The 23,860-nt window shown below is 60.1% G+C and carries 16 protein-coding genes; 11 read left to right on the top strand and 5 right to left on the bottom strand.

Translation table 11 applies throughout. From position 1 onward, the window contains the following. The first annotated feature begins 59 nt into the window (after positions 1 to 59). From Enr13x_RS06940 to Enr13x_RS06925, 4 genes are all read left to right on the top strand, one after another. Positions 60 to 3,002, top strand: a complete 2,943-nt coding sequence (locus Enr13x_RS06940; protein ID WP_145385334.1) for a PSD1 and planctomycete cytochrome C domain-containing protein — start codon at positions 60 to 62, stop codon at positions 3,000 to 3,002. Positions 3,003 to 3,110: 108 nt separating this feature from the next. Continuing rightward, the gene (locus Enr13x_RS06935; RefSeq protein WP_145385333.1) at positions 3,111 to 4,559 is read left to right on the top strand and encodes a DUF1501 domain-containing protein; all 1,449 of its coding nucleotides are present in this window, start codon (positions 3,111 to 3,113) and stop codon (positions 4,557 to 4,559) included. A gap of 218 nt (positions 4,560 to 4,777) precedes the next feature. Beyond that, complete coding sequence (locus Enr13x_RS06930; RefSeq protein WP_145385332.1) at positions 4,778 to 5,635, top strand: hypothetical protein; 858 nt, start codon at positions 4,778 to 4,780, stop codon at positions 5,633 to 5,635. A gap of 6 nt (positions 5,636 to 5,641) precedes the next feature. Next, positions 5,642 to 6,496: an endonuclease/exonuclease/phosphatase family protein gene (locus tag Enr13x_RS06925; RefSeq protein ID WP_145385331.1), complete on the top strand. Its 855-nt coding sequence runs from the start codon at positions 5,642 to 5,644 to the stop codon at positions 6,494 to 6,496. 428 nt (positions 6,497 to 6,924) lie between these two features. Here Enr13x_RS06925 and Enr13x_RS06920 read toward each other — a convergent pair whose 3' ends face one another. The 4 genes from Enr13x_RS06920 to Enr13x_RS06905 form a co-directional block, all read right to left on the bottom strand. After that, entirely contained in the window at positions 6,925 to 9,081 is a 2,157-nt protein-coding gene (locus Enr13x_RS06920) for a DUF5722 domain-containing protein (RefSeq protein ID WP_145385330.1), read from the bottom strand. Between the two features lie 110 nt (positions 9,082 to 9,191). Next, on the bottom strand, positions 9,192 to 9,731 hold the full coding sequence (locus tag Enr13x_RS06915; RefSeq protein WP_145385329.1) for a GNAT family N-acetyltransferase: 540 nt from the start codon (positions 9,729 to 9,731) through the stop codon (positions 9,192 to 9,194). Position 9,732: 1 nt separating this feature from the next. Continuing rightward, positions 9,733 to 11,538 carry an SLC13 family permease gene (locus Enr13x_RS06910; RefSeq protein WP_145385328.1) on the bottom strand — a complete coding sequence of 602 codons (1,806 nt, stop codon included), beginning with the start codon at positions 11,536 to 11,538 and terminating at the stop codon, positions 9,733 to 9,735. A 124-nt stretch (positions 11,539 to 11,662) separates the two neighbouring features. Further along, positions 11,663 to 12,202, bottom strand: coding sequence for a hypothetical protein (locus Enr13x_RS06905; protein ID WP_145385327.1), 540 nt, complete (start codon positions 12,200 to 12,202; stop codon positions 11,663 to 11,665). Positions 12,203 to 12,345: 143 nt separating this feature from the next. Between Enr13x_RS06905 and Enr13x_RS06900 the strand changes: the two genes are divergently transcribed. Continuing rightward, positions 12,346 to 13,071 carry a two-component system sensor histidine kinase NtrB gene (locus tag Enr13x_RS06900; RefSeq protein WP_145385326.1) on the top strand — a complete coding sequence of 242 codons (726 nt, stop codon included), beginning with the start codon at positions 12,346 to 12,348 and terminating at the stop codon, positions 13,069 to 13,071. On the opposite strand, the gene Enr13x_RS06895 is transcribed toward Enr13x_RS06900, so the two are convergent. Beyond that, complete coding sequence (locus tag Enr13x_RS06895; protein WP_145385325.1) at positions 13,068 to 13,568, bottom strand: hypothetical protein; 501 nt, start codon at positions 13,566 to 13,568, stop codon at positions 13,068 to 13,070. The genes Enr13x_RS06900 and Enr13x_RS06895 overlap by 4 nt on opposite strands. Before the next feature lie 275 nt (positions 13,569 to 13,843). Here Enr13x_RS06895 and Enr13x_RS06890 point away from each other — a divergent pair, with 275 nt between their 5' ends. From Enr13x_RS06890 to Enr13x_RS06865, 6 genes are all read left to right on the top strand, one after another. Continuing rightward, positions 13,844 to 14,809 carry an efflux RND transporter periplasmic adaptor subunit gene (locus Enr13x_RS06890; protein ID WP_231744136.1) on the top strand — a complete coding sequence of 322 codons (966 nt, stop codon included), beginning with the start codon at positions 13,844 to 13,846 and terminating at the stop codon, positions 14,807 to 14,809. 226 nt (positions 14,810 to 15,035) lie between these two features. Continuing rightward, the gene (locus Enr13x_RS06885; RefSeq protein WP_145385324.1) at positions 15,036 to 18,491 is read left to right on the top strand and encodes an ABC transporter permease; all 3,456 of its coding nucleotides are present in this window, start codon (positions 15,036 to 15,038) and stop codon (positions 18,489 to 18,491) included. Positions 18,492 to 18,502: 11 nt separating this feature from the next. Further along, positions 18,503 to 19,216, top strand: a complete 714-nt coding sequence (locus Enr13x_RS06880; protein ID WP_145385323.1) for a lipoate--protein ligase family protein — start codon at positions 18,503 to 18,505, stop codon at positions 19,214 to 19,216. A gap of 402 nt (positions 19,217 to 19,618) precedes the next feature. Further along, complete coding sequence (locus Enr13x_RS06875; protein WP_145385322.1) at positions 19,619 to 21,424, top strand: efflux RND transporter periplasmic adaptor subunit; 1,806 nt, start codon at positions 19,619 to 19,621, stop codon at positions 21,422 to 21,424. 7 nt (positions 21,425 to 21,431) lie between these two features. Continuing rightward, entirely contained in the window at positions 21,432 to 22,253 is an 822-nt protein-coding gene (locus tag Enr13x_RS06870; protein WP_145385321.1) for an ABC transporter ATP-binding protein, read from the top strand. Position 22,254: 1 nt separating this feature from the next. After that, positions 22,255 to 23,589, top strand: coding sequence for an ABC transporter permease (locus Enr13x_RS06865; RefSeq protein WP_145385320.1), 1,335 nt, complete (start codon positions 22,255 to 22,257; stop codon positions 23,587 to 23,589). Positions 23,590 to 23,860 lie beyond the last annotated feature (271 nt).

Here is a 23,860-nt window from a genome sequence, read left to right as displayed (position 1 = left end):
TGTCCGCTAAGCTACAATAGAATCCTTCCCCCCACGCCCGGAACGCCCACCTCTCTTTCATGTACCGCCTGTTCTGCACCATTCTGGTCACCCTTACGGTTCTTCACGTCGCTGCTGCTGACGTCGATTTTGACTCCCAGGTCCGCCCGATCCTGTCGGACAAATGTTTTCAGTGCCACGGTCCCGACGAAGCCACCCGTGAAGCGGACTTGCGGTTGGACACCGTCGAGGGGGCGCGGGCTGATCTGGGCGGGTACGCCGCCTTTGTCCCCCACGACGTTGAAAACAGCGAAGGCCTACGGAGAGTTTTGTCCAGCGATCCCGACGAAGTCATGCCTCCGCCGGATTCCAAGCTGACATTGACGGCGGGGGAAAAAAAGATCCTGCAAACGTGGGTCGAGTCGGGGGCCACGTGGTCGGAACACTGGTCGTTTGTCCCTCCAAAGATGCCCGATGTCCCGGAGGATCCGTCGTCGTGGTCACGAAATGAAATCGATCGGTTCATCCGAGCCCGCGCGATCGCGGCGGGACTCTCGCCGCAACCCGAAGCCGATGGCGAAACATTGATTCGCCGGGTGACCTTGGACTTGACCGGGTTGCCGCCGACGCCACAAGAAGTCGACGCGTTTTTGGCCGACAAGTCCGATGGCGCGTACGAACGGTTGGTCGATCGACTGCTGGCGTCACCACGTTACGGCCAGCGGATGGCGTGGCAGTGGCTCGACGCCGCCCGCTATGCCGACACCGACGGTTTTCAAGGCGACCCGACGCGAACCATGTGGCCGTGGCGCGATTGGTTGGTCAACGCGCTCAATGCCAACATGCCCTTTGACCAGTTCACGATCGAAATGCTCGCCGGCGACCTGCTGGACAACCCGACACCCGAACAGATCTTGGCGACGGGGTTCAATCGCAATCACATGTTCAACGGAGAAGGCGGACGAATCGCCGAAGAAACGCGTGTCGAAAACGTCTTCGATCGCGCGGAAACGACCGGCACCGTGTGGCTGGGTCTGACGATGACCTGCTGTCGTTGTCACGACCACAAATTCGATCCGATCTCGCTGAAGGAATACTTTCAGTTCTACGCGTTCTTCGACAACACCTCGGAAACAGGACGCAGCGGTCGCGGCAAGACGGCGCCGGTGTTGAACTACCTGGACGAGGATCAACGCCGGCGGCGAGACGATGTCGCGGCCCAACTGCGATCGATTGAAGCCGAACTGACGGCGCCGCTTCCCGATTTGGACAACGACCAAGCCGCATGGGAAATCGAGTTGCGTGCCAAACTGGCGTCCGACAGCGGTTCAGCCAAGCTCGGGCCCTGGTGGCAATTGGGACCGATCCCGGCTGACGGACGTCAAGCATTCGACCGGGATCTCGGTCCCGAATCCGCTGTCGATCTCACCTCAACCGTCGGCGAGCTCACCTGGACCAAGCGCGCGGACATCAAAGACGGCGTCGTGCACCCCTTGCCGGAGACCGTCGGCGCGACGTATTTCTATCGCAAGATCGAGTCGTCTTCCGAACGCACCGTCGAACTGTCTCTCGGTAGCGACGACGCCATCAAAGTCTTCTTCGGCGGCAAACAAGTGCTGGCGAAGTTTACCGCCAGGGCAGCCGCCGCCGATCAAGAACGATTGCAGATCGAATTGGCGCCCGGCGAAAACGAATTGCTGATCAAGATCGTCAACACCGGAGGGATCGGAGGGTTTTATTTCAACAAGACCAGCGAATCGGTTTTCGGATTGCCGACCGAAGTGGTCGCCGCAGTCAAGACAGAGCGGCAGAAACGGACGCCGGAGCAGCGCACCGTCTTGCGAGAACACTTCCGGTCCAACCACTGGCCCCAGTGGAAGCCCCTTGCGGCGCGGCGTGATCAGCTAAACAAACAACTCGCCGCGTTAGAGAAGCAAGCGGTCACGGTGATGGTGATGGATGACTTGCCGAGTGACCGGCGACGCCAGACGCTGATCCTGGAACGCGGGGGCTACGACAAGCCGACCGACGTGGCCGTGCAACCCGGCACGCCGGCGGCGCTTCCGCCCTTGCCGACCGATGCTCCCCGCAACCGTCTGACGCTCGCCCGCTGGCTCGTGGACCCAGCCAACCCGCTGACCGCCCGTGTGACCGTGAATCGCGATTGGCAAACGTTTTTCGGACGCGGGATCGTTGAATCCACCGAAGATTTTGGTTTGCAAGGTGATCGCCCAACCCATCCCGATCTGCTGGACTGGTTGGCCACCCAATTTGTCGAAAGCGGGTGGAACGTCAAACAGCTTCACAAACTGATCGTGATGAGTGCGACCTATCGACAATCATCGCAGGTCAGCGAAGCAGCCCTTCAATCCGATCCGCAGAACAAGTGGTTTGCCAGGGCGCCGCGCTATCGACTCCCCTCCTGGATGCTCCGCGATCAAGCGTTATCGGTCAGCGGGCTGTTGAGCCCCGAACTGGGCGGGCCCGCGGTCAAGCCTTACCAGCCCGAGGGGATTTGGGCGGAAGCCACGTTCGGAAAGATCCGCTACACGCCCGACTCCGGCGAAAAAATTTATCGACGCAGCCTGTACATCTTTTGGCGCCGAATCGTCGGGCCGACCATGTTCTTTGACGGAGCCAAACGACAAACGTGTGAAGTCAAACCGACCCGAACCAACACTCCGCTGCACGCATTGACGACACTCAATGAGACCACGTTTGTTGAATCGGCCCGCATGATGGCCCAGCGCGTGCTTGATGAAAAAGAAACACAGACAGGGCGCTTGGGTTACGCATTTCGATTGGCCACGGCGCGCAAACCCAAGGACCGTGAATTGGCGGTTTTGGAAAACCGCGTCGAACAACTGCGCCGCGATTTTAAGTCCAACCCCGAAGACGCGTTGCAGTTGCTGTCGGTGGGCCAGTCGCCGCGTGATTCACAACTCGACCCCGCGGAGCATGCCGCCTACACCGTCGTTTGCTCCATCCTGTTGAACCTGGATGAAACGTTGTCCAAACCGTAACGCCTTGCCGCGATTCTCAGTGCGATAGGCTTCCAGCCTGTCGACTCCAAAATGACAGGCTGGAAGCCTATCCCACCTACGCACACTCGTCGCTGGAATGCAGAATCCATGACGCCCCCATTGAACACTCATCCGATTCATCAAACACGTCGCCAGTTGTTCGGTTCGGCCGGGACCGGAATCGCCCTGGCGGCCTTGGCGACCTTGTTGGGCAACCGCGCCGCCAGTGGTGCGGGCGGGTTGCCGACGCTGCCGCACTATCCGGCCAAGGCCAAACGGGTGATCTATTTGCTCCAGAACGGAGCACCGTCGCACGTCGACTTGTTTGATCACAAACCGATGTTGACCCAATTGCACGGCCAGCAGATCCCCGATTCGGTCGTCGGCGGAGCCCGATTCAGCACGATGACCGGCGGCCAGACCGCGCGACCGTGCTTGAAGGAGATCACGACGTTCGCCCGTCACGGCCAAAGCGGCGCGACGGTTTCCAGCTTTCTTCCCGAGACGGCGAAGATTGCTGACAAGTTGTGTTTCATCAAATCGATGCACACGACGCAGGTCAATCACGCTCCGGCGATCACGTACTTTCTGACCGGCGATGAACGCCCCGGCCGACCGAGCATGGGAGCTTGGCTCAGCTACGGTCTGGGCAGCGAAACCGAAGAACTGCCCGCGTTTGTCGCCATGACCTCGCGCGACAAGGAAGCGTCGTGTGGACAGATCTTTTACGACTATTACTGGGGCAGCGGTTTTCTGCCGACGGTGCATCAAGGCGTGAAGTTCCGCGGCAGCGGCGATCCGGTGTTGTATCTGTCGGATCCGCCCGGCATGAATCGTGATCGTCGCCGGGGCATGCTGGACGATCTCGCCGCACTCAATCAAGAACAACTCGATGTGGTCGGCGACCCGGAAATTGCGACGCGGATCAAACAGTATGAAATGGCCTATCGCATGCAAGCCTCGGTACCAGAACTGACCGACCTGTCGACGGAATCCGAGTCGACGCTTGCGATGTACGGCCCCGACGTGACGCGCAAGGGATCTTATGCCTACAACTGTCTGATCGCGCGGCGACTGGCCGAGCGTGGCACCCGCTTCATCCAATTGATGCATGCCGGTTGGGACCAGCATCGAAATCTGAATAGCCAATTGGAAATCCAGTGCCGCGACACCGACGCCCCTTCGGCGGCGCTCATCAAAGACTTGGAACAACGCGGGTTGTTGGACGACACGCTGGTGATCTGGGGCGGCGAATTCGGACGAACCCCGTTCCTGCAAGGCAAAATCGAAGACACCCAGCGTTGGGGCCGCGACCATCATCCGTACGTTTTTACACTGTGGATGGCCGGCGGCGGGATCAAGCCCGGCGTCACCCACGGCGAGTCCGACGAATTCGGATTCAGCGTGGCCGCCGATGGTGTCAGCGTGCATGATTTCCAAGCCACGATTCTGCATTTGCTGGGCATCGACCACGAACGGCTGACCTATCGCTACCAAGGCCGTCGTTTTCGTTTGACCGACGTGCACGGAGAAATCATCGATCCGATCCTGGTCTAGTGCTTCCAGATTTGACATCCCAGGATCATCGATCCTGACAGCCCTCCCCAACTCGATCTCTCACCGTGGCGGATGTCGTCAAGACCGACGACCCTCCATCGCGTTCACTCACCCCACGGATGGCAAGGCGTACCCACGGATGTCACTGTCCATCGTTGACTCGGTCACGAGCGATCATCGATGCAATCGCGTTCACTCCATCCCCCAGGCAATTCACGATGCTACGGATTCTACTTGCCACACTTGTGTCGTTTCTCATCACACCCCACGCCTTGACGATCCGGGCTGAGCCCCCCGCGACCGGGCTGACGATCCAGTGGGATGGTCGGTACCTGGATGTCCACGGTGCGAACATTCCGGGCGACTTCATTCGCACGCACTATCTGGAAGCTTATTGCCGTCCCGGATCAACCGACCGAGACTGGCATCAAACGGTGATCAAGCACACCAGTGAGTTGATCAAGGCGACGCCGGATCGAAAACGCATTGAAATTCGTGACACACTGGCCGACGGCGTGATCGTCGATCATGTGATCCTCGCCGGCGAAGACGAAGTGACGTTTCAGTTGACGGCGACCAACCCGACCGAGAAAGCTTCCGAAGCCCATTGGGCACAGCCCTGCATGCGGGTGGACCGTTTCACCGGCGCCGATCCTGCCAATGCCCGCGAGGTCTATCCGCCCTACATCAAAAAGTGTTTCCTGTTGGTCGACGGAAAACTGACGCGTCTTCCGACTTCTCCCTGGGCGCTGGAGGCTCGCTATATTCCCGGCCAAGTCTACGCCCCCAAACACGTTGATCGTGATGATGTCAATCCGCGTCCTCTCAGTGATGTTGTTCCTTCCAGCGGCTTGACCGGCTGTTTCTCCGCCGACGAAACAACGATCCTGGCGGTCGCCTGGGATCCGTACCAGGAGATCTTCCAGGGCGTCATCACTTGCATGCACAATGATTTTCGGATCGGCGGTTTGGCGCCCGGGCAAACGAAACACATTCGAGGTAAGCTGTACGTCGTCCCGGCGGATGCGCACGCGTTGATCCGGCGGTTCCGAGCTGATTTCCCCGCGTCCCCGTAGCTGTCTATGTTTCGATCACTGTTGTTTCTATCGCTGCTTGCATCGACCACGTCTTTGTCGATCGCCCAAGCTCCCGCCGATGGGCAAACCGACTCGTTGAAAGTCGCAACCTACAACATCCGCTATGCCAACCCGAACGATGGAAAAGACGTTTGGCCCCATCGCCAGGAGTTCGTGATTGAGTACTGCAAGCACAACGACATCATCGGCCTGCAAGAAGTCACCGAACCCCAGTTCGCTCAATTGCGAGCCGGGCTGAGCGACTTTGGTTCCTACGGCGTCGGTCGCGACGATGGGAAAAGCGGCGGGGAGCACGCGCCGATCTTTTATCGCAAGGACAAGTTCGAGATTCTCGACAAGGGGACCTTTTGGTTGAGCGAGTCGCCCGAAACGGTCGGCGTGAAAGGCTGGGACGCGGCATTGCCCCGGACCTGCACCTGGATCCACTTTCGCGACCGACGAAACGGCGCCGAGTTGTATGTCGCAAACACCCACTTTGATCATCGAGGCGCGAAAGCGCGGGCCGAAAGTGGGAAACTGTTGGCCGAGCGTCTTGGTAAGTTGCCCCAGGACTTGCCGATCATTCTGATGGGCGATTTTAATACCTTGATCGATTCGGAACCGTACAACGCGATCGTGACGTCGCTGACCGACGCACGAAAGGCCAGCAAGTCCAAACCGACCGGACCGACCAGCACCTGGAACGGCTTCAGCAAGATCGCACCCGATCGTATCATCGACCACGTCTTCGTCCGCTCGGTCGATGTGCTGCGGGTAGCCGTTGACGACCCCAAGACCGACCGGGGGCGTTTCGCCAGTGATCACCTGCCGGTGCAGGTGGTGGTTTCGGTGGACGAGTAGGTCGGCTAAAGGGACTGTCCAACTTCGGACGACCGGTTTCTTGAGTACGATGGCCCTTCCGGGCCGTCGTCCGCTGAACTCCCGACGACGACCTAAAAAAGACGTCGTACAACGGTCCGCTGACCGCATCACACTCAATCGACTCGTTCATTAGGATTCGTCGCGCTTCGCATCGTCCTAAGCGGGACAGTTCCTTCAGGCGCATCCCCACGCGCTGCGGGGGGACGTCAATTGTAAAAGTGATGGATTTGATCGTCGCGGCAGGCGTCAAGACTTTCGCAAGCCGCCGGCCCTCTCTGGCGTTTGCTTGCTGCGCAAACGCCGTCTCTCCCAGAGGGAGAGAAACTAAATGGGTTGCAAAATCCTGCAGCAAAAGAATCGACGTCCCGAGCAGCGAGATGGGGCGGCTGAAGCCTGCACACCAACTCTCACTCCCCCACGTCCCCCTTCCATTCCGGCTGGTAACGGCGGATCATCTCGGCTTCGCGGTCGGTTCCGATGGCTGAGAAAACGTCCCAGGCGGGTTTCTCGGCGCCCAGCGGGTGCGTCGGGGTCGGTAATCCACGCAACCCCAATCGCAGGCCGCCTTCATTGGGATGATCACTGGGCCGGTGGTAATCAAAGGCGATGATGGAGGGACATTGGCGGAGTTTCTTCCAAGTCAGCAGCAACGCGGCGGCCTGGGTGCGGAGCTGTTGTGGATCGTCCTCGTCGGCGTGGAACCCCTGTTCGCTACAGATCACCGGACGAAGCCGACCGTCGACGGTTCGACTCGATGGCAGATGCATGAAACGATCGAGAACCTGCAAGTTCTTGATCGTGATCAATCGCGTCTCAAAATCGTCGGAGACATGGGTGTCGTTCCAGAAGTCGGCTTTCCAAAGACTTTGCGGATACGGATGATAGGCGACGCCCCAGGGAAAGTCGCCTTCGAGTCGGCTATCCTGGATCAGCCGCTCCAACAACTCTTTCGGTGCATAGGTTTTCCAGTGTTGGTTGTCGGTCGTGTTCCAGCGGTGCGTCAAAGAGATGAACGCACGTGCGTGGGGATTGAATCGCCGGGTCGCTGCATCGACCAACCGCATCGACCGGACATAGTGATCCATAAAGACCTCAACGGGTTGCTCGCCCATGTTGGTCCACTGCCAACCATAATCGACTTCGTTGTGCACAATCCAGTGATCCACCCGGCCGTGTGCCGAATCGTTTCCGCTGTAGCGCTGGCCGAGCACGTGCAGTGCGGCACAGTAGCGCGCGACGGCTTGCCGATCGGTCAAGTTCGGCATCGCGTAGGTACCGGCATCCGTCGATTCGGGGTGGGCGATCGGGGACGGTCCGCGTGACGAGGTCGGGATCAGCAAAATGCCCGCGACGACGGCGCCCGCGTCGGTCGCGGTTCGAATGTCACGGTCTTGATGCCGCAGTCGCGGTTGATTGCTCCACCAAGTCCGCCCGTTGAATTCGAACGGTTCCCAACCGGGACGCGCCGTTTCGCTGACCAATCCACTGACGACGATGTTGACCGAAGCATGCTGGATCCCGAGTGCGCGAAGTTGATCGGGGGAGAAACGGGAGGTGATACACGTCAATCCTTTGGCGGCCGAAAGTGTCTTGGTCGGCCGGACGTCCGCGTCGGGATTCCAGTCCAGATATCGGGCTGCCGAGATCGCGGTCGGTGGCGTCGACGTCGCGGCATCGTCGGATTGCTGAAACAGCTGAAACCGAACCCCGGCGTCCAACCAGGACGAGCCGACCGGCGAAACAATCCGCGCCGTCACTCGCCGGCCGGCCCGATCGATGGTGACCGGCCAACGTTGTGCCAACTCCTCCGTTGTCGGCGGATCGGCGGAGACGGAATCGGGATGCCGCGCGATCAAGAACGCCGAGCGAATCGCAGTGGATGGCGAAAATGTTCCCGCCACCTGAATCCGTTCGCCATCGAATTCGATCGAATCAATCTTCGCCGGCCAACGACGCGACCGATAATCGTTGATCCGCTCGGCCAATGCCGTCTTCTGCGACGTCCGTTGGGCGGCTTCCTCGCGTTGCCTGAGCTCCGAGTCGTTCATGGGTCGAACGACGATGCCGCGCACCTGCAACTGGATTCCCGATCGGCTGCCCCAATCGATGCGGACTGGAACTTCGGCATCACCGCCGATCACATCGGGTGGCAATTCGTTGAGCGCGAACGCGTACTTCGTCCAGCCCTCGGCGCTGGGCATCTTGGGCAGCGCGGTGGCGGCGGGCCGATGAATCCCGCGCCCGCTTCTCCACTCGATGCCCCGAATCCCGTCGGTGCAGAAGTATTCCAGTTCAAGAATCCAGTCTCGCTCGGCCGTCGGCAACGGGGGCAACTGAAAGTAAAAGAACGGATCGTTTCCCAAAGTTAAAAACGAAACCACGCCGTCACGCTGCGACACGCGGAGCTGGTTGGCTCGATCGCCCACACCGGACCAATCCAGTCGATATTCATCGCGGATCGTCGTTGAACCGATCTCATTTTGGCCACCTTCGTTGGCCGGGCAAGGAACAAAACCCAGGGGGCTGATGACCAGCCAGGACGTCAAGACGAAAGTGCGAAACATGGAAACCAATGGCAAGGGGGGGATCGATCGGTGGGGAGAGACATTTGTTGATGGCCGTTGGCCAATCGCTCTCGTTTACGTTTGCGGACATTCAGGGAAGGTGACATCGGTCACCGAGGCGGCGACCGCAGCAACGCGTAGACCGCCATGTCGTGCCAACGACCGTAGATCTTTTCCGCCCGCTGGAGCACTCCTTCGAGTTTGAATCCCAGTCGTTCGGGGATCGCTCGGCTGGCGTGGTTGTCGACCGCACAGCGGATTTCGAATCGTTGTAACCAATAGTATTGTTGACCGACGTCGATCAATGATTGCACGACATGGGTCATGATCCCGCGTCCGGTGAACGCTTCGGCCAGCCAATACCCGATCGTGCCGATTTGGTTGGTGGCATCGATCGTGTGAAACCCGGCAACGCCGATGAGTTCATGTTCCCAAAAGATCAACACGCACAACGCGTCTCCTTTGGCGAAACGGTCCAATTGGGCGACCAGAAAACGACGCGTTTGATCGACTTCCGTGACGGCGTCCAACCAGGGCAGCCAACGCCGCAGATACCCCCGGTTTTCATCCGTCAATCGAAACAACGGCTCGGCGTAGAACGGCAGCGCGAGCCGCAAGGTGATCTGATCGGTGACTTGGCGTGAGAACATGCTACGGCAGCGGTGGTGGCACCACGAACGGGAATGCGATCGGGATCACGACCATCGAGACGGCGAACACGATCAGCGACAGGGGCAACCCGAAACGCAAGTAATCACTCGCGCGGTAACCGCCGACGGTGTAGACCATCAAATTGGTTTGATAACCGAACGGGGTCAGAAAACTTGCCGAGGCTGCGACCATCACGGCGATCACAAACGGCACTTCGCTGACCCCCAAGGTCCCGGCCGCCCCGATGGCGATCGTCAACATGATCAGCCCCGCGGCGGTGTTGGTGATCAATTCGGTGCACAACATCGTGACCAAGTACACCAACGCCAGGCTGAGCCGCGGGTTCCCACCGGCCAAATTGATCATCTCCTGCGCGATCGCCTGGGCCGCACCGCTGGTTTCCAGTGACCTGCCGATCCCAATGGTCGCACCGATCACAATCAGAATGCTCCAGTCGACCGAGCGTCTCGCTTCGCTCGCGGTGCAGCATCGCAACAGGATCATCGCCAGCGCCGCGGCCAGCGCGGCGGTCAAGATCGAGGTGATCTTGAGCGCCGCGATCAACACCATGGCCACCATGATGACGATGGCGTGCCAAGCGTGATCGTGGCGGCGGACGACGTCCGAGCCGACTCGACTGACCAGATAAAAATCACGCAGTTCCTTGGCGCGGTGCAGAAACGACGGCGAGGCTTCGAGCAACAGCACGTCACCGGTTTCCAATTCGACGTTGCCGATTTTGCCGGTCAGCCGACGATCGCCGCGCGCCACCGCCACCACCGCCGCGTTGTAATTGCTGCGAAAACGCCCCTCGCGAATCGTCTTGCCCAACAGCGAGCAGCGTGGGCTGACGACCGCTTCGATCAACGTCCGACGCCAGGCGGGGACTTCCAACTTGCGACCTTGGTCGTCGGGGGTCAGCAGACCGCGGGTCTTCCTCAAGTCGACCACCGACTCCAACGCGCCGACCAAGATCAACGCATCGTCGGCTTGCAGTTTTTCGATCGGCTTGGCCGGGATGACCGAGTCGCCACGCTGGATTTCGGCGATGTACAGCCCCGGCAAACTTCGCAGTCCCGCATCCTGGATCGATTTCCCGACCAACGGGCCGTGCGGATCGACCTGCATTTCGACGGTGTATTGCTTGGGATCGTCGCTGGCGCTGACGGCGGCTTTCCGCGCAGGAATCAACTTGGTCGAAAACAGGATCATGTAGCCGACGCCCAGAATCGCGGCGGGCACCCCGACCACGGCCGGGGCAAAGAAACTGATCTCGCCGTCGTGCTTGGCTTCGAATTCCTCACGCACGATCAGATTCGTGCTGGTCCCCATCACGGTGCACATCCCGCCCAGGATCGCGGCGTAGGAAAGCGGCAACAGCAACCGACTGGCACTGGCCCCCAGCCGCTTGCAGACGTCATCGACGATCGGCATTAGCGCCGCGACGACCGGCGTGTTGTTCAAGAACCCGCTGCACATCGCGACCGGCAGCAGAATCCGCAACTGCGCATCACGAAACGTCTTCGCGCGATCGAGAAACCAGCCGGTCGCCAATTTTGTGCCGCCGGTCATCTCCAAACCCGCGACCACGGCGAACAACAGCGCGATCGTCAGCAGCCCCTGATTGCCAAACCCCAACACCGCTTCGGCCGGACTGGGCAAGTTGGGCGTCCCGGTCAAGTCTTGGACGATCACCAAAACCGCCAAAAACACCATCGCCAACAGGTCCGTCGATGCGATCCGCGTCGCCAAACTGGCCAGCAGTCCGAGCGAAACGGCGAGCGATAACCAGGCTTCCCAGATCATGGACCGGCTGACGATAGGGGTGGAACGACGGGGAAAGGGAACAGGCGGAGAAGTGAAACAATAGTCACTCAGACGCCCGATGTTCAGATGGGGTTCAGATTCGCATCCCAACGTCGACGACGCATTAACGAAGCAGCCGACGCAACAGCAGGGGGGCCACCACCACGGCGAATCCGGCCGGGATCAGCCCCACCAAGACGCCCGAAATCCCAGATCCGGTCAGAAAAATCGCCGGGATCCAGCCGCTCAGAAAACCGCAGATGGCTCCGAACTTGTTGATCGATCTGCGATCCCAATGCGGCGATCCGGACGGTTTCAGGCTGCTGGAGAGCAAAAAAACGAGCGGCACCAAGATCGCCGAGGCGACGCCGGCGATGACCAGCCCGGCGGCCGTCGCAAACGCAACCGCCCAAACAAGCGGCAGCACATCAGTACCGAACTCCGACATCCCGCCGAACAACAGGATCGATCCGAAGGCGACCGCCGAGAGCACAACCCCGAACAGCCCGCCGGAGGCCGTCACCGACGCGATGACCGAGAGAATGATGCGAAGATTGGAGAACTCCGCGGACTTGGACGCCGCCTCATCAAAGTCGACCGAACCGAGATGCGAGGTCGGGGCAAACGGGTTCAGCGGGGGCGGTTGGCCATCCAAATCATTCATCGCACTTCAACGCCGGCGTAAAACGGCAGGCCGCATCCATCGCCGACTATCTGGCAGTGGGACCATCGTTACAATCGTACCTGACACCGACGAAGGTCGCCACTATCGCATCCATCGATTGACCTCGCCCCTGACCGCCAGCAATGACTTCCAACGAGAAAACCTCCCCCATCGACGCCTTGCGGGCTCAGTACGAAGAACTCGCCGAACTCGCCGGATCGCTCGCCCACGAGATTAAAAATCCGTTGTCGGTGATCCACATGAATATCGACCTGTTGAGCGAAGATCTGGCCGATTGGGACTCGCCGCAAAGTCGACGGTCGATCGAACGGGTCAATATCGTGCGCGAGCAGTGCGAGCGGATGCAGGGATTGCTGCGAGATTTCCTGCGCTACGCTCGACTGAGAGACATCGATCTGGTTTCCGGATCGCTGAACGACCAGGTCGATACCGTGCTCCGCGCCTACAAGGCCGAGGCGGCGCAGCGGGGCATCGAAGTCAAACGCTATCTGGACAGCGATCTGCCGTCGATCGCACTGCACAGCGACTCGCTGCAAGCGGCATTGATGAATCTGGTCAAAAACGCACTCGAAGCGACCGGGCGCGGCGGACAACTGATGGCGCGAACCTATTCGACTCAAACCAGCGTCGCGCTGGATCTGATCGACAGCGGTCGCGGCGTGGACAACAACACCATCATGCACATGTTCGAACCGTTCTACACGACCAAGGAAGGCGGCAGCGGATTAGGATTGCCGACGGCGCGAAAAATCATCGAAGCCCACGGCGGTCGCATCAGCGTGCAGAGCGAAGTCGGACGCGGAACCAAATTCACGCTCCAGTTCCCCGTGCTCAAGCGAATCGTTTAACGCGTCCGGCGGACTTGACGAATCCGCGCACGGATCGAAGGCGATTCGTGCTCGACGGCCCACGCGATGCGTTCGGTTGCCTCCTCTCGATAGTCCTCGTGCTGCTCTGACAGCAGATGAAAACCGCCGTACGCCCACGCCCTGACAAATTTGTTTTTCTCTTGCAAACAATGGCGCAGGAAGACCGCCGTCGGTTTTGCTTGCCCCCGGGTGATCGAAAGATGGGGCAAGCACTGCAACGCGTGCAGCTTTGACTCCCAATCATCAAGCGATTTTAACGAACGAATCAAGGCGGCTTTCTGTGTCCCGGAGATCGAATGCCCCTCATCGAGATGACGTTTCAACAACCACGTCGCCGCGGTTTGAAACTTCGGCTCGGTCAACAGCGGAAACAAATCGTCTAGGAAATGTTCGCCCTCGACGGACCGTTCGTAGACGTCTCGCAAAAACTCCGCCGACTTGCCGTCCCATTCAACCAATTTGTCTTCAAGTGCCACCGTCGCAATCTCTCCTTTGAGCCCTGGAAAACCCGTCCACTCGATCACCGCACCGCGGGATTTGCCATTTTAGCGGCGGAGGCAGCGGGCGATGCCGGATTGGTAACGGGAACAATCCCGATTTTCCGCACGACCCGTTCGATCCGGCGATGGCCGAACGACTTGCGCCACACCGTCGCTTGTTTCTTCGATTCGCTGAAATAATTTGGTTTTCCGAACCCGCGCCATTGATTGTGACCTAGCGCGGCCCGATCCCCGTCGCCACCGATGTCCCCATGTCCATGACGATCTCTCACCCCCGGCTTCGTTCGATTCGTTCGGTGATTCGGATCGCCGGTTTTGCACTCACGATCGTTTCCTCGATGATCCTTGTGGGCGGCAACGTCACCGCACAGGCCGACAAAGCGGTCGACATCGATGCCGATGCAGACGCCGCGTCACCCTCGGATGCATTAGTGATCGAAGGCGCCCAGACCTCGCTGATCAAAAACGCATTCATCGCCGCGCCGTTGTCCGGGGTCGTTTCATCGGTCGCCGTGCAGGAAGGCGATCAGGTGCAAGCCGATGCGGTGCTGGTCCGTTTGCGAGCAGACCTGGCGGAAAAAGAACTGATCGCCGCCAAAGCCGCTTTGGACGCCGCCCGCTTGGAAAGCGACAACGACGTCAATTTGCGATACGCCAAACGGACCTTGCAAGTCCGTGAGCATGAGATGCAGCAAAGCCGATTGGCCAACCAGGCTTATCCGGGGGCGGTCAGCGAGTTTGAGCTGGAAGAAATTCGCTTGAAAGTCGATCAGGCCGCGTTGGCGATCGAGCAAGCCCAGCACGACTTGATGGTCGCCGCGGCCGCCGCCGTGGAAAAACAGGCCGCCGTTTCGATCGCCCAGACTCGACTGGAGCAGCACACCGTGCGGACGGGTGTCGATGGCATGGTCGCGGAAATCGACGTGCAACCCGGCGAGTGGGTCGACGCCGGCGAACCGATCGTCCGCATCCTGTCCCTCGACCCGATTCGCGTCGAAGGCTTTGTCGACGGCAAGCAGCACGGCCCGCAACTGGTCGGACGCGCCGTCGAGTTCACGCCCGCCGGGGCCAGCGACGGCGAGCCCCTCCGCGGCCGCGTCACCTTCGTCTCCCCCGAACTGCACCCCGTCACCGGCCAAGTCCGCCTCTGGGCGACCGTCGACAACCCCGACGGAAAGATCGGATCCGGAGCCTCGGGAGCGTTGCTGGTGGAATAAGGTTTCAGGTTTCAGGTTTCAGGTTTCAGGTTTCAGGTTTTCTTGTCATCCATTTTCCTGTCTCTCCTTCTCGTCCTGCTCCCACCCATTTTTCTGCCCCCGATTTTCCTGCCCTCTCCGCCGCTCCTCCCACCTCCCTCACAGACGCGTTGCGTCATCGCCTTCGTTGGCGGACAATCGACCGCATTGAATTGTCCGGATTTCTCGAACATCAACGAAGCCTGCGATGAACCCTCCGCCTCCCGCCGCGCCTGCCCGATTGAGTGCCGGTTCGATGGTTGTTTCCGGTGTCCGTTACAACTGGCGGACGTCGTTGGCGGTCGCGTTGGGGGTCGCCATTGCGACGGCAGTGATCGTCGGCGCCTTGCTGGTCGGCGATTCGATGCGGGGCAGTCTGCGTGGCCTGACGGTCCAACGACTGGGCAAGATCGAGTCGGTTCTCGCCCCCGGCGGGTTCTTTGCCGCTGACAACGCCGCCACGACGTTGGGCGTGGATCCCACGCAATTGGCGACGGTGTTGCTGTTCGACCGCGCGGTCATCGAAACCGTCGGGTCGGCCGAATCGCGTCGTGCCGGCGCGGTTCAGACGATCGGCTGCGACCAGTCGTTCTGGGATCTGGACGTTTCCGGGGTTTCGCCCACGACGATGCCGGGCGACGATTCGATCGTCTTGACCGAAGCGTTGGCGGTGGAACTGGGCGTTCAGGTCGGTGATCAGGTCACGGTGCGTTTGCCGGTCGAACAGGCGGTGCCGGCGGACAGCCCGCTCGGTCGGCGTGACGTTCAAACCGAGGGGATTCCGCGGCTGACGGTGGTCGACATTCTGCCCGATCGCGGCCTGGCACGGTTTTCACTCTCGCCGGCCCAAGCGACGCCGAAGAACGTGTTTCTGTCGCGCGACGTCATCGGCGAAGTCCTGGAGCGTGAGGGACAAGCAAACGTCGCGTTGGCGTCGGTCGCGATCGATCCTGAAAAAATTCGCGTCGGCCTGTCCGACCTGGGGCTGCAATTGGAACGCGTCACCAAGACCTTCCAAGACCAGACGATTTTTGATTACTACAGCGTCACCAGCGATCGGTTGATGCTGGACGACACCGCCGTCGAAACGATCACCGCAGCCCTGCCGAACGGTTCGGTGACTCCGGCGATGACCTACTTGGCCAACGCCATCGAAACACTCGACGATCGCGGGGAAGCATCGGCGACGGTGACGTACAGCACGATCACGGCGATCGATTCATCGCCCGAGCTGCCGTTGGATTTCGGCGATTCGGATCCGGACGACGATGTCGTCCCGATGGTGATCAACTCATGGACCGCCGAACGCCTCGGCGTCGACGTGGGGGCCAGTCTTCGGATCGCCTACTTCGAACCGGAAGTCGAAAACGGAAAGGAAATCGAGCGCACGTTTCAGGCCGTCGTCACCGGAATCGTGCCGATCACCGAGCCGGCCAAACGTTATTTCCGCAGCCGTCCCGCGGTGTTTGACCGTGAACCGACGCGCTACAACGATCCCAATTTGACCCCCACGGTTCCCGGCGTGACCGACCAAGATTCGATGAGTGATTGGGACACGCCGTTCGAATTGACGCGTGACGTGCCGGCCGAAGACGACAACTATTGGAAAAACCATCGGCTGACCCCCAAGGCCTTCATCCCGCTGGCCGACGGACAACGCTTGTTCGGCAGCCGGTTCGGTGAAACGACCGGATTGCGAATCGATCCGACGGTCGCCGCCGACGTCGATGCGTTGCGAACACAGGTGGTTGCGGCGCTCCAGCCCGTCTTGCCGGAACTCGGTTGGCATCCGCGTCCGATTCGGGCGGATCAATTGGCCGCGTCCAAAGGCACCACGCCGTTTGACGGGCTGTTTCTGGCGCTCAGCTTTTTTGTGATCTTTTCGGCCGTGATGTTGATCGCGATGTTGTTCCGGTTGGGGCTGGTCCGCCGCGGCCGTGAACTGGGGACGTTGATGGCGATCGGATTGCAGCGCAAGCAAGTCTCACGTTTTTTTCTCGGCGAAGGCGTGGTGATTGCGTTGATCGGCGTGTTGCTGGGGGTGGCCGGTGGCGTCGGCTACGCCCACGCGGTCTTGGCGGCGCTGCGGACCTACTGGGTCGGCGCGGTCACCGTCCCGTTTCTCACCTTCCATGCGACCCCGCAAAGTCTGATCGGCGGCGGGTTGGTCGGATTGTTGATCGGGGCGGGCACACTGTGGTGGACGTTGCGTTCGATGCTGAACAACCAAGCCGTCACGTTGTTGCGTGGCGCGGACGCATCGGATGAAGTCCAGGCGGAAAAAAACATCAGCTCGTGGCCGCGTCGGATTGCGATCGCGTTGTTCGTGATGGCGATCGGCGCAGGCATCGCGGGGGCGATGTCGGGTGGCCAAACTGCCGCCGGCGGATTCGTCGGCGGTGGGATGTTGTTGTTGATTGCGATCTTGATGCTGGTCTACGAAGGGTTGCGAAAATCCAAACGCGATCACGATTCCGCTCCCGGCTATTCACTCGGCCGACTGGCCCGCAGCAACTCGACGCGGGCGCCGCTGCGGAGCACGTTGACGATCGGGTTGATGGCGACCGCATCGTTTTTGATCGTCGCGATCACCGCGTTTCGATTGCAACCTTCCGATGAAGGCACCGGCGGGTTTGATCTGGTCGCCGAGACCGCTCAGCCGTTGTACGAAGATCTGGCCGACGCCGACGTCCAGAGGGGGCTGTTGGGGAACGACGCCAAACTCGTTTCATCGGCCACGATCGTTTCACTGCGTGTCCGCAGCGGACAAGACGCCAGTTGCAACAATCTTTACCAAGCCACCGAACCGACCGTGCTGGGCATTCCCGATCAGGCCGCCGAATCGCTGGGCAGGTTCCGCTTCTACGCGTCGGCCGACCCCGATGTCGAAGGCCAAACGGCGTGGTCGTTGCTCGGCCGCAAAGCGAGCGGCAGCCAAGACGATCCGATTCCGATGATCGTCGATCAGAACACGGCGATGTGGAGCTTGCAGATGATCAAGGGGATCGGCGAGCGCAAGGCGTTCGTCTATGACAACCGCACGCTGCATTTCGAGGTCGTCGGATTGCTCGAAAACTCCCTGTTGCAAGGTCGGCTGATCGTCGGGGAGACCAATTTTGAATCCTCGTTTCCTGAGATCAGCGGCTATCGCTATGTGTTGATCAACACCGACGGTCAACCCTCCGACGCGATCGCCTCGGCCATGGAAACCCGTCTGGGCGACATCGGTTTCGACGTTTCCGATGCCCGCCAAGTGCTCAGCGGCATGATGGCGGTTCAGAACACGTACTTGAGAACGTTTCAAAGTCTGGGCGGATTGGGGCTGTTGTTGGGCACCGTCGGGTTGGCGATCGCGCAACTGCGCAACGTGCTCGAGCGCCGCAACGAGCTAGCCGTGATGCGGGCGATCGGGTTCACCCAAGTCCGCTTGGCGGCGATGGTGATGGGGGAAACCGCGTCCCTGTTATTGATCGGCATCGGTTGCGGCGTCGCCTGTGCGGTCGTCGCGGTGCTGCCCCATGCCCTGGCGGGCGGGGTGCGGCCACCGATCCTGGAACCGATCGTCGTGGTGCTTGCGATCGTCGTGTTTGGATTGATCGCGGGGCTGATTGCCGCGTTCAAAGTCGTCCGGATGCCGCTGTTGGAATCGCTGAGGGGAACGTGAGAGGAACCGTGTTGGACCCTGCGATGTTGCTGGCGTTGGATGAGGCGTTTCTGATGGGGGCCGAATCGGGCGAGATCGGCCCCAGTTTTCGGACGTGGGAATTTCCCAACCCGACGGTCGTGTTGGGGCGATCATCCAAGGCGGATCGTGAGACCGACCGCGAGCACTGCGATCGCCACGGCATCGGAATCTATCGCCGCTGCAGTGGTGGGGCGTCCATCGTCGGCGGGCCGGGTTGTCTGATGTACAGTGTCGTGCTGTCGTTGGAGCATGCTCCCCATCTGGCAAAAATCGACGAAGCCCACACGTTTGTGATGCAGCGAGTGCTGACGGCGGCGCAACGTCAGTTGCCCGAGATCCGGCTCCAGGGGATTTGCGATTTGACCTGGCGCAATCGCAAGTTTTCCGGCAATGCGTTGCGGATCACACGCAGCCACGTGCTCTACCACGGGACCGTTTTATACGCGGCCGATTTGGAAAACGTGGCGAGGTGTTTAGCTTTCGCCCCCCGCCAGCCCGACTATCGCGACGGCCGCGATCACCAGTCCTTTATCACCAATGTCCCGTTGAATCCTGCGACGCTGGCGGATGATTTGGCCGCCGGGTTCGATTTCGCCCAGCGATTCGATCCGCCGTCGGGCCAGGTCCCCGAGGCCATCATGGCCCGCGCGGTCGAGTTGGTGTCAAAACGTTACAGTTGCGAAGACTGGCGTTTCCGGCACTGAAAATTCGCCCGGTCGACGACAAGTTTTAGCATTGTCCCCTTTGTCACCGGAGTAGACTACCATGTGGGACGATTGTGGTCGCAGGCGTTGGCCTGTCGCAGGTCGCATTCGCCCCACCCAAGCCAAGCCCTGTCCCCCGAGATCTCTGTCCACCGACATCTGTCCCCCGACACCTGTCTCCTGGCACCTGTCTCCTGGCACCTCGGTCTGGTTTGGCGGTCGTTGGTCACCGATCCGCAAGACCGCATACGTTGAAGCACTTCAATGGCTGAAATTTGGATGTGAGCGGAACCATTTGCCGGAACCACGGTTTCATCAAATGGACCCCTTCTCGCAACCGGCTTGTGTGCTTTGACATCCCGCCCCCAAAGACATCCTGCCCTCCGTTTCTACGGTTTTCTTATGAAATTGAATCCGCGCCCCGCTGAGAGCACACCGTTTCCCCGTTTTTCGCCGCTGCGCCCGCGTCGTGGCGGTGCTCTAGGAGCCGTGGTGGCCTGTTTGGTGATCGCCGGAGTTCTCGGCGGAATCGGCTACGCCCTGTTCTTTGGCGGTGGCGAGGGGATCAACACCGGCGAGTTGATCACGGCGAATGTCGTCAAGGGGCCGTTCGACCACATCGTGCTGGAACAAGGCGAAATCGAGAGCAGCAGCAACATCGAAGTGATCTGTCTGGTCAAGTCTCGGGGCAGCGGCACCGGCGGCACATCGATCTTGTGGGTGATCGATGAGGGCGCCCGTGTGGAAGAAGGCGACAAATTGGTTGAGCTGGACTCGTCGCAACTGGAACAAACACTCAACGAAGACAAGATCCGCGTGATCGCCGCCGAGGCCAACGTGACCACGGCCAAGGCCCAGGTCGAGCAAGCCAAAATCGCCCGCCAGGAATACCTGGAAGGCGTCTACATGACCGACGAACGTGCGATCCAAAATGAAAAACTGATCGCCGAACAGGATTTGGTCAAAGCCCAAAAGGCCCTCGAAAGCAGCCAGCGTTTGGTCGCCAAGGGGCTGATCAAGTCGCTGCAGCTGGATGCCGACAAGTTCGCCGTCGCCAAGGCACGCAATGAACTCGAAGCCGCCGAGGGCCGGCTCCGCGTGCTTCAGAACCTGACCAAGAAAAAAATGCTGGTCCAGTTCGACAGCGACATCGAAGCCGCCCAGGCCCAGTTGACCGCCTATGAAAGTGAGCTGCTGGAACAACAGATTCAATTGGCCGATACCGAACAGCAAATCAAGAATTGCATCATGACGGCCCCGGCGGCGGGCGTCGTCGTTCACGCCAACAAGTACAGCAGCCGCGGCGGGAACGCCGAATTTGTGGTCGAAGCCGGGGCGTCAGTCCGAGAACGCCAGGAGATCATTTATCTGCCGGACCCCAGCAAGATGCAGGTCAAAAGCAAGGTCAACGAATCGCGAATCACGCTGATCAAAGAAGGCATGGCGGTCAAAATTGCCGTTTCCTCGATCCCCGGACTGACCCTCAAAGGCCGCGTGACCAAGGTCAATCGTTATGCCGAACCGAGTAGCTTTACCAGCTCCGGCATCAAGGAGTATGCGGTCTTGGTCGATATCTTGAATCCGCCGGAAAATATCCGTACCGGGATGACCGCGGAGGTTCAGATTTTTGTCCAGCAACTCGAAGACGCCATCCAAATGCCCATCCAAGGGCTGTACGAACACGACAACCGCATGTTCGCGTTGGTCAAGGACGGACCGGAATCATTCCGAACCACCGAAGTCACCATCGGCGCGACCAATGACACGATGGCAACGATCCAGGATGGCCTCAAAGAGGGCGAAATGGTGGTGCTCAATCTTCGCGAGCATCTGAATCTGATGAATTTGCCCGACGTCTCCGCCGACGACAACAGCGAGATGCGTGAAATCGCCAATGTCGATCCCAATGCCAAACCCGTCCAAGTCGAAGACGGTCCCGGCGGCGGCGGACGCCCAGGCGGCCCCGGCGGAGCGGGACGCCCAGGCGGTGGACCCGGTGGCGGTGGCGGCCGACCCGACCCGGCGACGATCGTTTCCCGGATGATGGAAAGCGGTGATCAAGATGGAGACGGCACGATTTCCGCCGAAGAACTCAGTTCGCTCGATCCCAGTATGCGAGATCGCATCTCCGCCGCCGATAGCGACGGCGATGGTGCCATCACCCGCGCTGAAATCATGACGATGATCCGCCAGCGGTCGGGAGGTTGAACCGGACATGTCGATGACTGATGCCTACCGGTCCTCCGAGGCCGATCCGAGCGGCGGCGCGACCACGCCGAAACGCCTGGCCACCTCGATCCGAGACCTGCAAAAGCACTACGTGCTCAAAAGCGAAACCGTGAAAGCCCTGCGGGGTGTCTCCTTTGACGTCCCCGAAGGCGACTACGTCGCGATCATGGGGCCGTCGGGGAGCGGAAAAAGTACACTGCTCAACCTGCTCGGTTGCCTGGACAAACCGACCAAGGGCTCGTTGATGCTCGGTGACGACGACATCGCCACGATGAGTGATGATGAACTCGCCGAGATCCGTTCCGAGCGGATCGGGTTCGTGTTTCAATCCTACAACCTGATCCAACAGCTGAGTGTCGTCGAGAACATCCAGGTGCCGCTGTATTACCAGGGCAACATCGGCGCCAAGGAACGCGCCCGTTCGATCGAACTGGCCGAACGTGTCGGATTGGGAGACCGCCTGGATCACCGCCCCACGCAATTGTCCGGGGGGCAACAGCAGCGCGTGGCAATCGCCCGCTCACTGGTCAACGACCCGTACTTTGTGCTCGCCGACGAACCGACCGGAAACCTGGACTCCGTCACCACCGAAGAAATCCTGACGATTTTCGATCAGCTCAACGAAGAGGGACGCACGATCATCCTGGTCACCCACGAAGATTTCGTCGCCGCGCGGGCCAAGCGCGTCGTGCGTCTCAAAGACGGAAAACTGCACAAAGACGAAATCAACGACGAAGACTCGCGCAAAGCCGCACGAGATTTCCAACGCAAGCATGTCGAGCAACTGCTGAAAGAGGTCGACCGTTAAGATGATTTGGCTCCGCACACTTCGACTGGGGGTCAAAAGCCTCGCCCTCCACCCGCTCCGCAGCGGGTTGACGATGCTCGGCATCTTGATCGGTGTCTGGGCCGTCATCCTGTTGACCGCGGTCAGCCAGGGTGCCAGCGATCAAGTTCAAAAGCAGATTGAATCGCTCGGTGCGAACACGATCATCGTTCGCAGCCAAAAACCGCCGGAAGAAAAGTTGGCCGCCGGCGGGTTCGCCAGTCAGTACGGCCTGTTGCGACGCGATTTGGACACCATTCTCGCCAGCGTCCCGACGATCAAAACCGCCGTCCCGATTCGAGAGATTCGGCGTCAATTCGCGTTTCGTGATCGCACCATCGATGGGCGGTTGGTCGGTTGCACGCCCGGCTACGCCGACGTCAACACGCTGGCCATTCGCAACCGTGGCGGCCGATTTTTGAGTGATGCCGATGGCATTCGCGCCGATACCGTGTGCGTCGTTTCCGCCGGCGTCGCCGAACGCTTGTTCCCCTACGAAGACCCGTTGGGCAAACGCGTTTACATCCCCGAAAGCAAGGATTACTACCGCGTCGTCGGCGTCCTGGAGCCCCGCAATCCCTCCGCGGCCATCGGCGGATCGCTCGATTCACAGGATTTCTCGTCCGACGTCTACGTGCCGATCCAAACGATTCGCAGCCGCGTCGGCGACCGCATCGTGACCCGCCGCAGCGGACAGTTCCAAATCGAAATCATGGAACTCAATCAGATCACCCTGCAGGTCGGCAGCGTCGACGAGGTGCGTTCGAGTGCGGCGATGATCGAACGATTGCTCGACCGAAACCATGCCAAGATGGGCGATGTTGCCGTCGTCTTCCCCCTGGAATTGCTCGAACAGGCACGGAACCTGCGATTGATGTTTCTGGGCATCGGGATCTTGATCGCCTGTATCTCGCTGATCGTCGGCGGGATCGGGATCATGAACATCATGCTGGCCAGCGTCACCGAACGGACACGGGAAATCGGAATCCGTCGAGCCTTGGGCGCCAAACGCGTCGACATCGTGCGTCAGTTTCTGGTCGAGACGTTGGTGCTTAGTTTCTGTGGCGCCGCGCTCGGCATCCTGCTCGGGTTTCTCGGCCCGGCGATGTATGAAGGCATGATCTATATCGTCCGCGAAGGATTCCCGGACAAATTCGCCGCCCTGCCCGATGCGATTCGCGAAGCCAAGCCGACGATCGTTTATGAAACGATCCCGTTGGCGGTCCTGATCGCCGTCTTGGTCGGATTGGTCAGCGGATTGTACCCCGCCATCCGAGCGGCTCGGATGAACCCGATCGAAGCCCTGCGGCACGAGTAACACAACCCGATCACGCTCTATCAACATCGTGAATGAGCCGGACGCACGTTGGTGTCGAGCGTTCCGTCCAGGTTTGAAAATCGGGTTAGGTTTGCGGAGCGAAAAAAGGGTCACCACTGAGCCCACGGATGGCAGCGCGGCCCCACGGATTTCTTGTCTCCTGTCATCCGTGGGTTCGCGCTGCCATCGGTGGGTTTTATTCTCGATCCTTGTCGCTGCGTTCACCTCAGGCGAGTGTTCTGTCCGGATTGAGATGCAGAGTTGCGTTTGT

This window comes from Stieleria neptunia, from assembly GCF_007754155.1.
In the GTDB taxonomy this organism is placed as follows: domain Bacteria; phylum Planctomycetota; class Planctomycetia; order Pirellulales; family Pirellulaceae; genus Stieleria; species Stieleria neptunia.
Note: the sequence above shows the minus strand (reverse complement) of the source record. Positions and strands in the feature narration are given on the sequence as shown.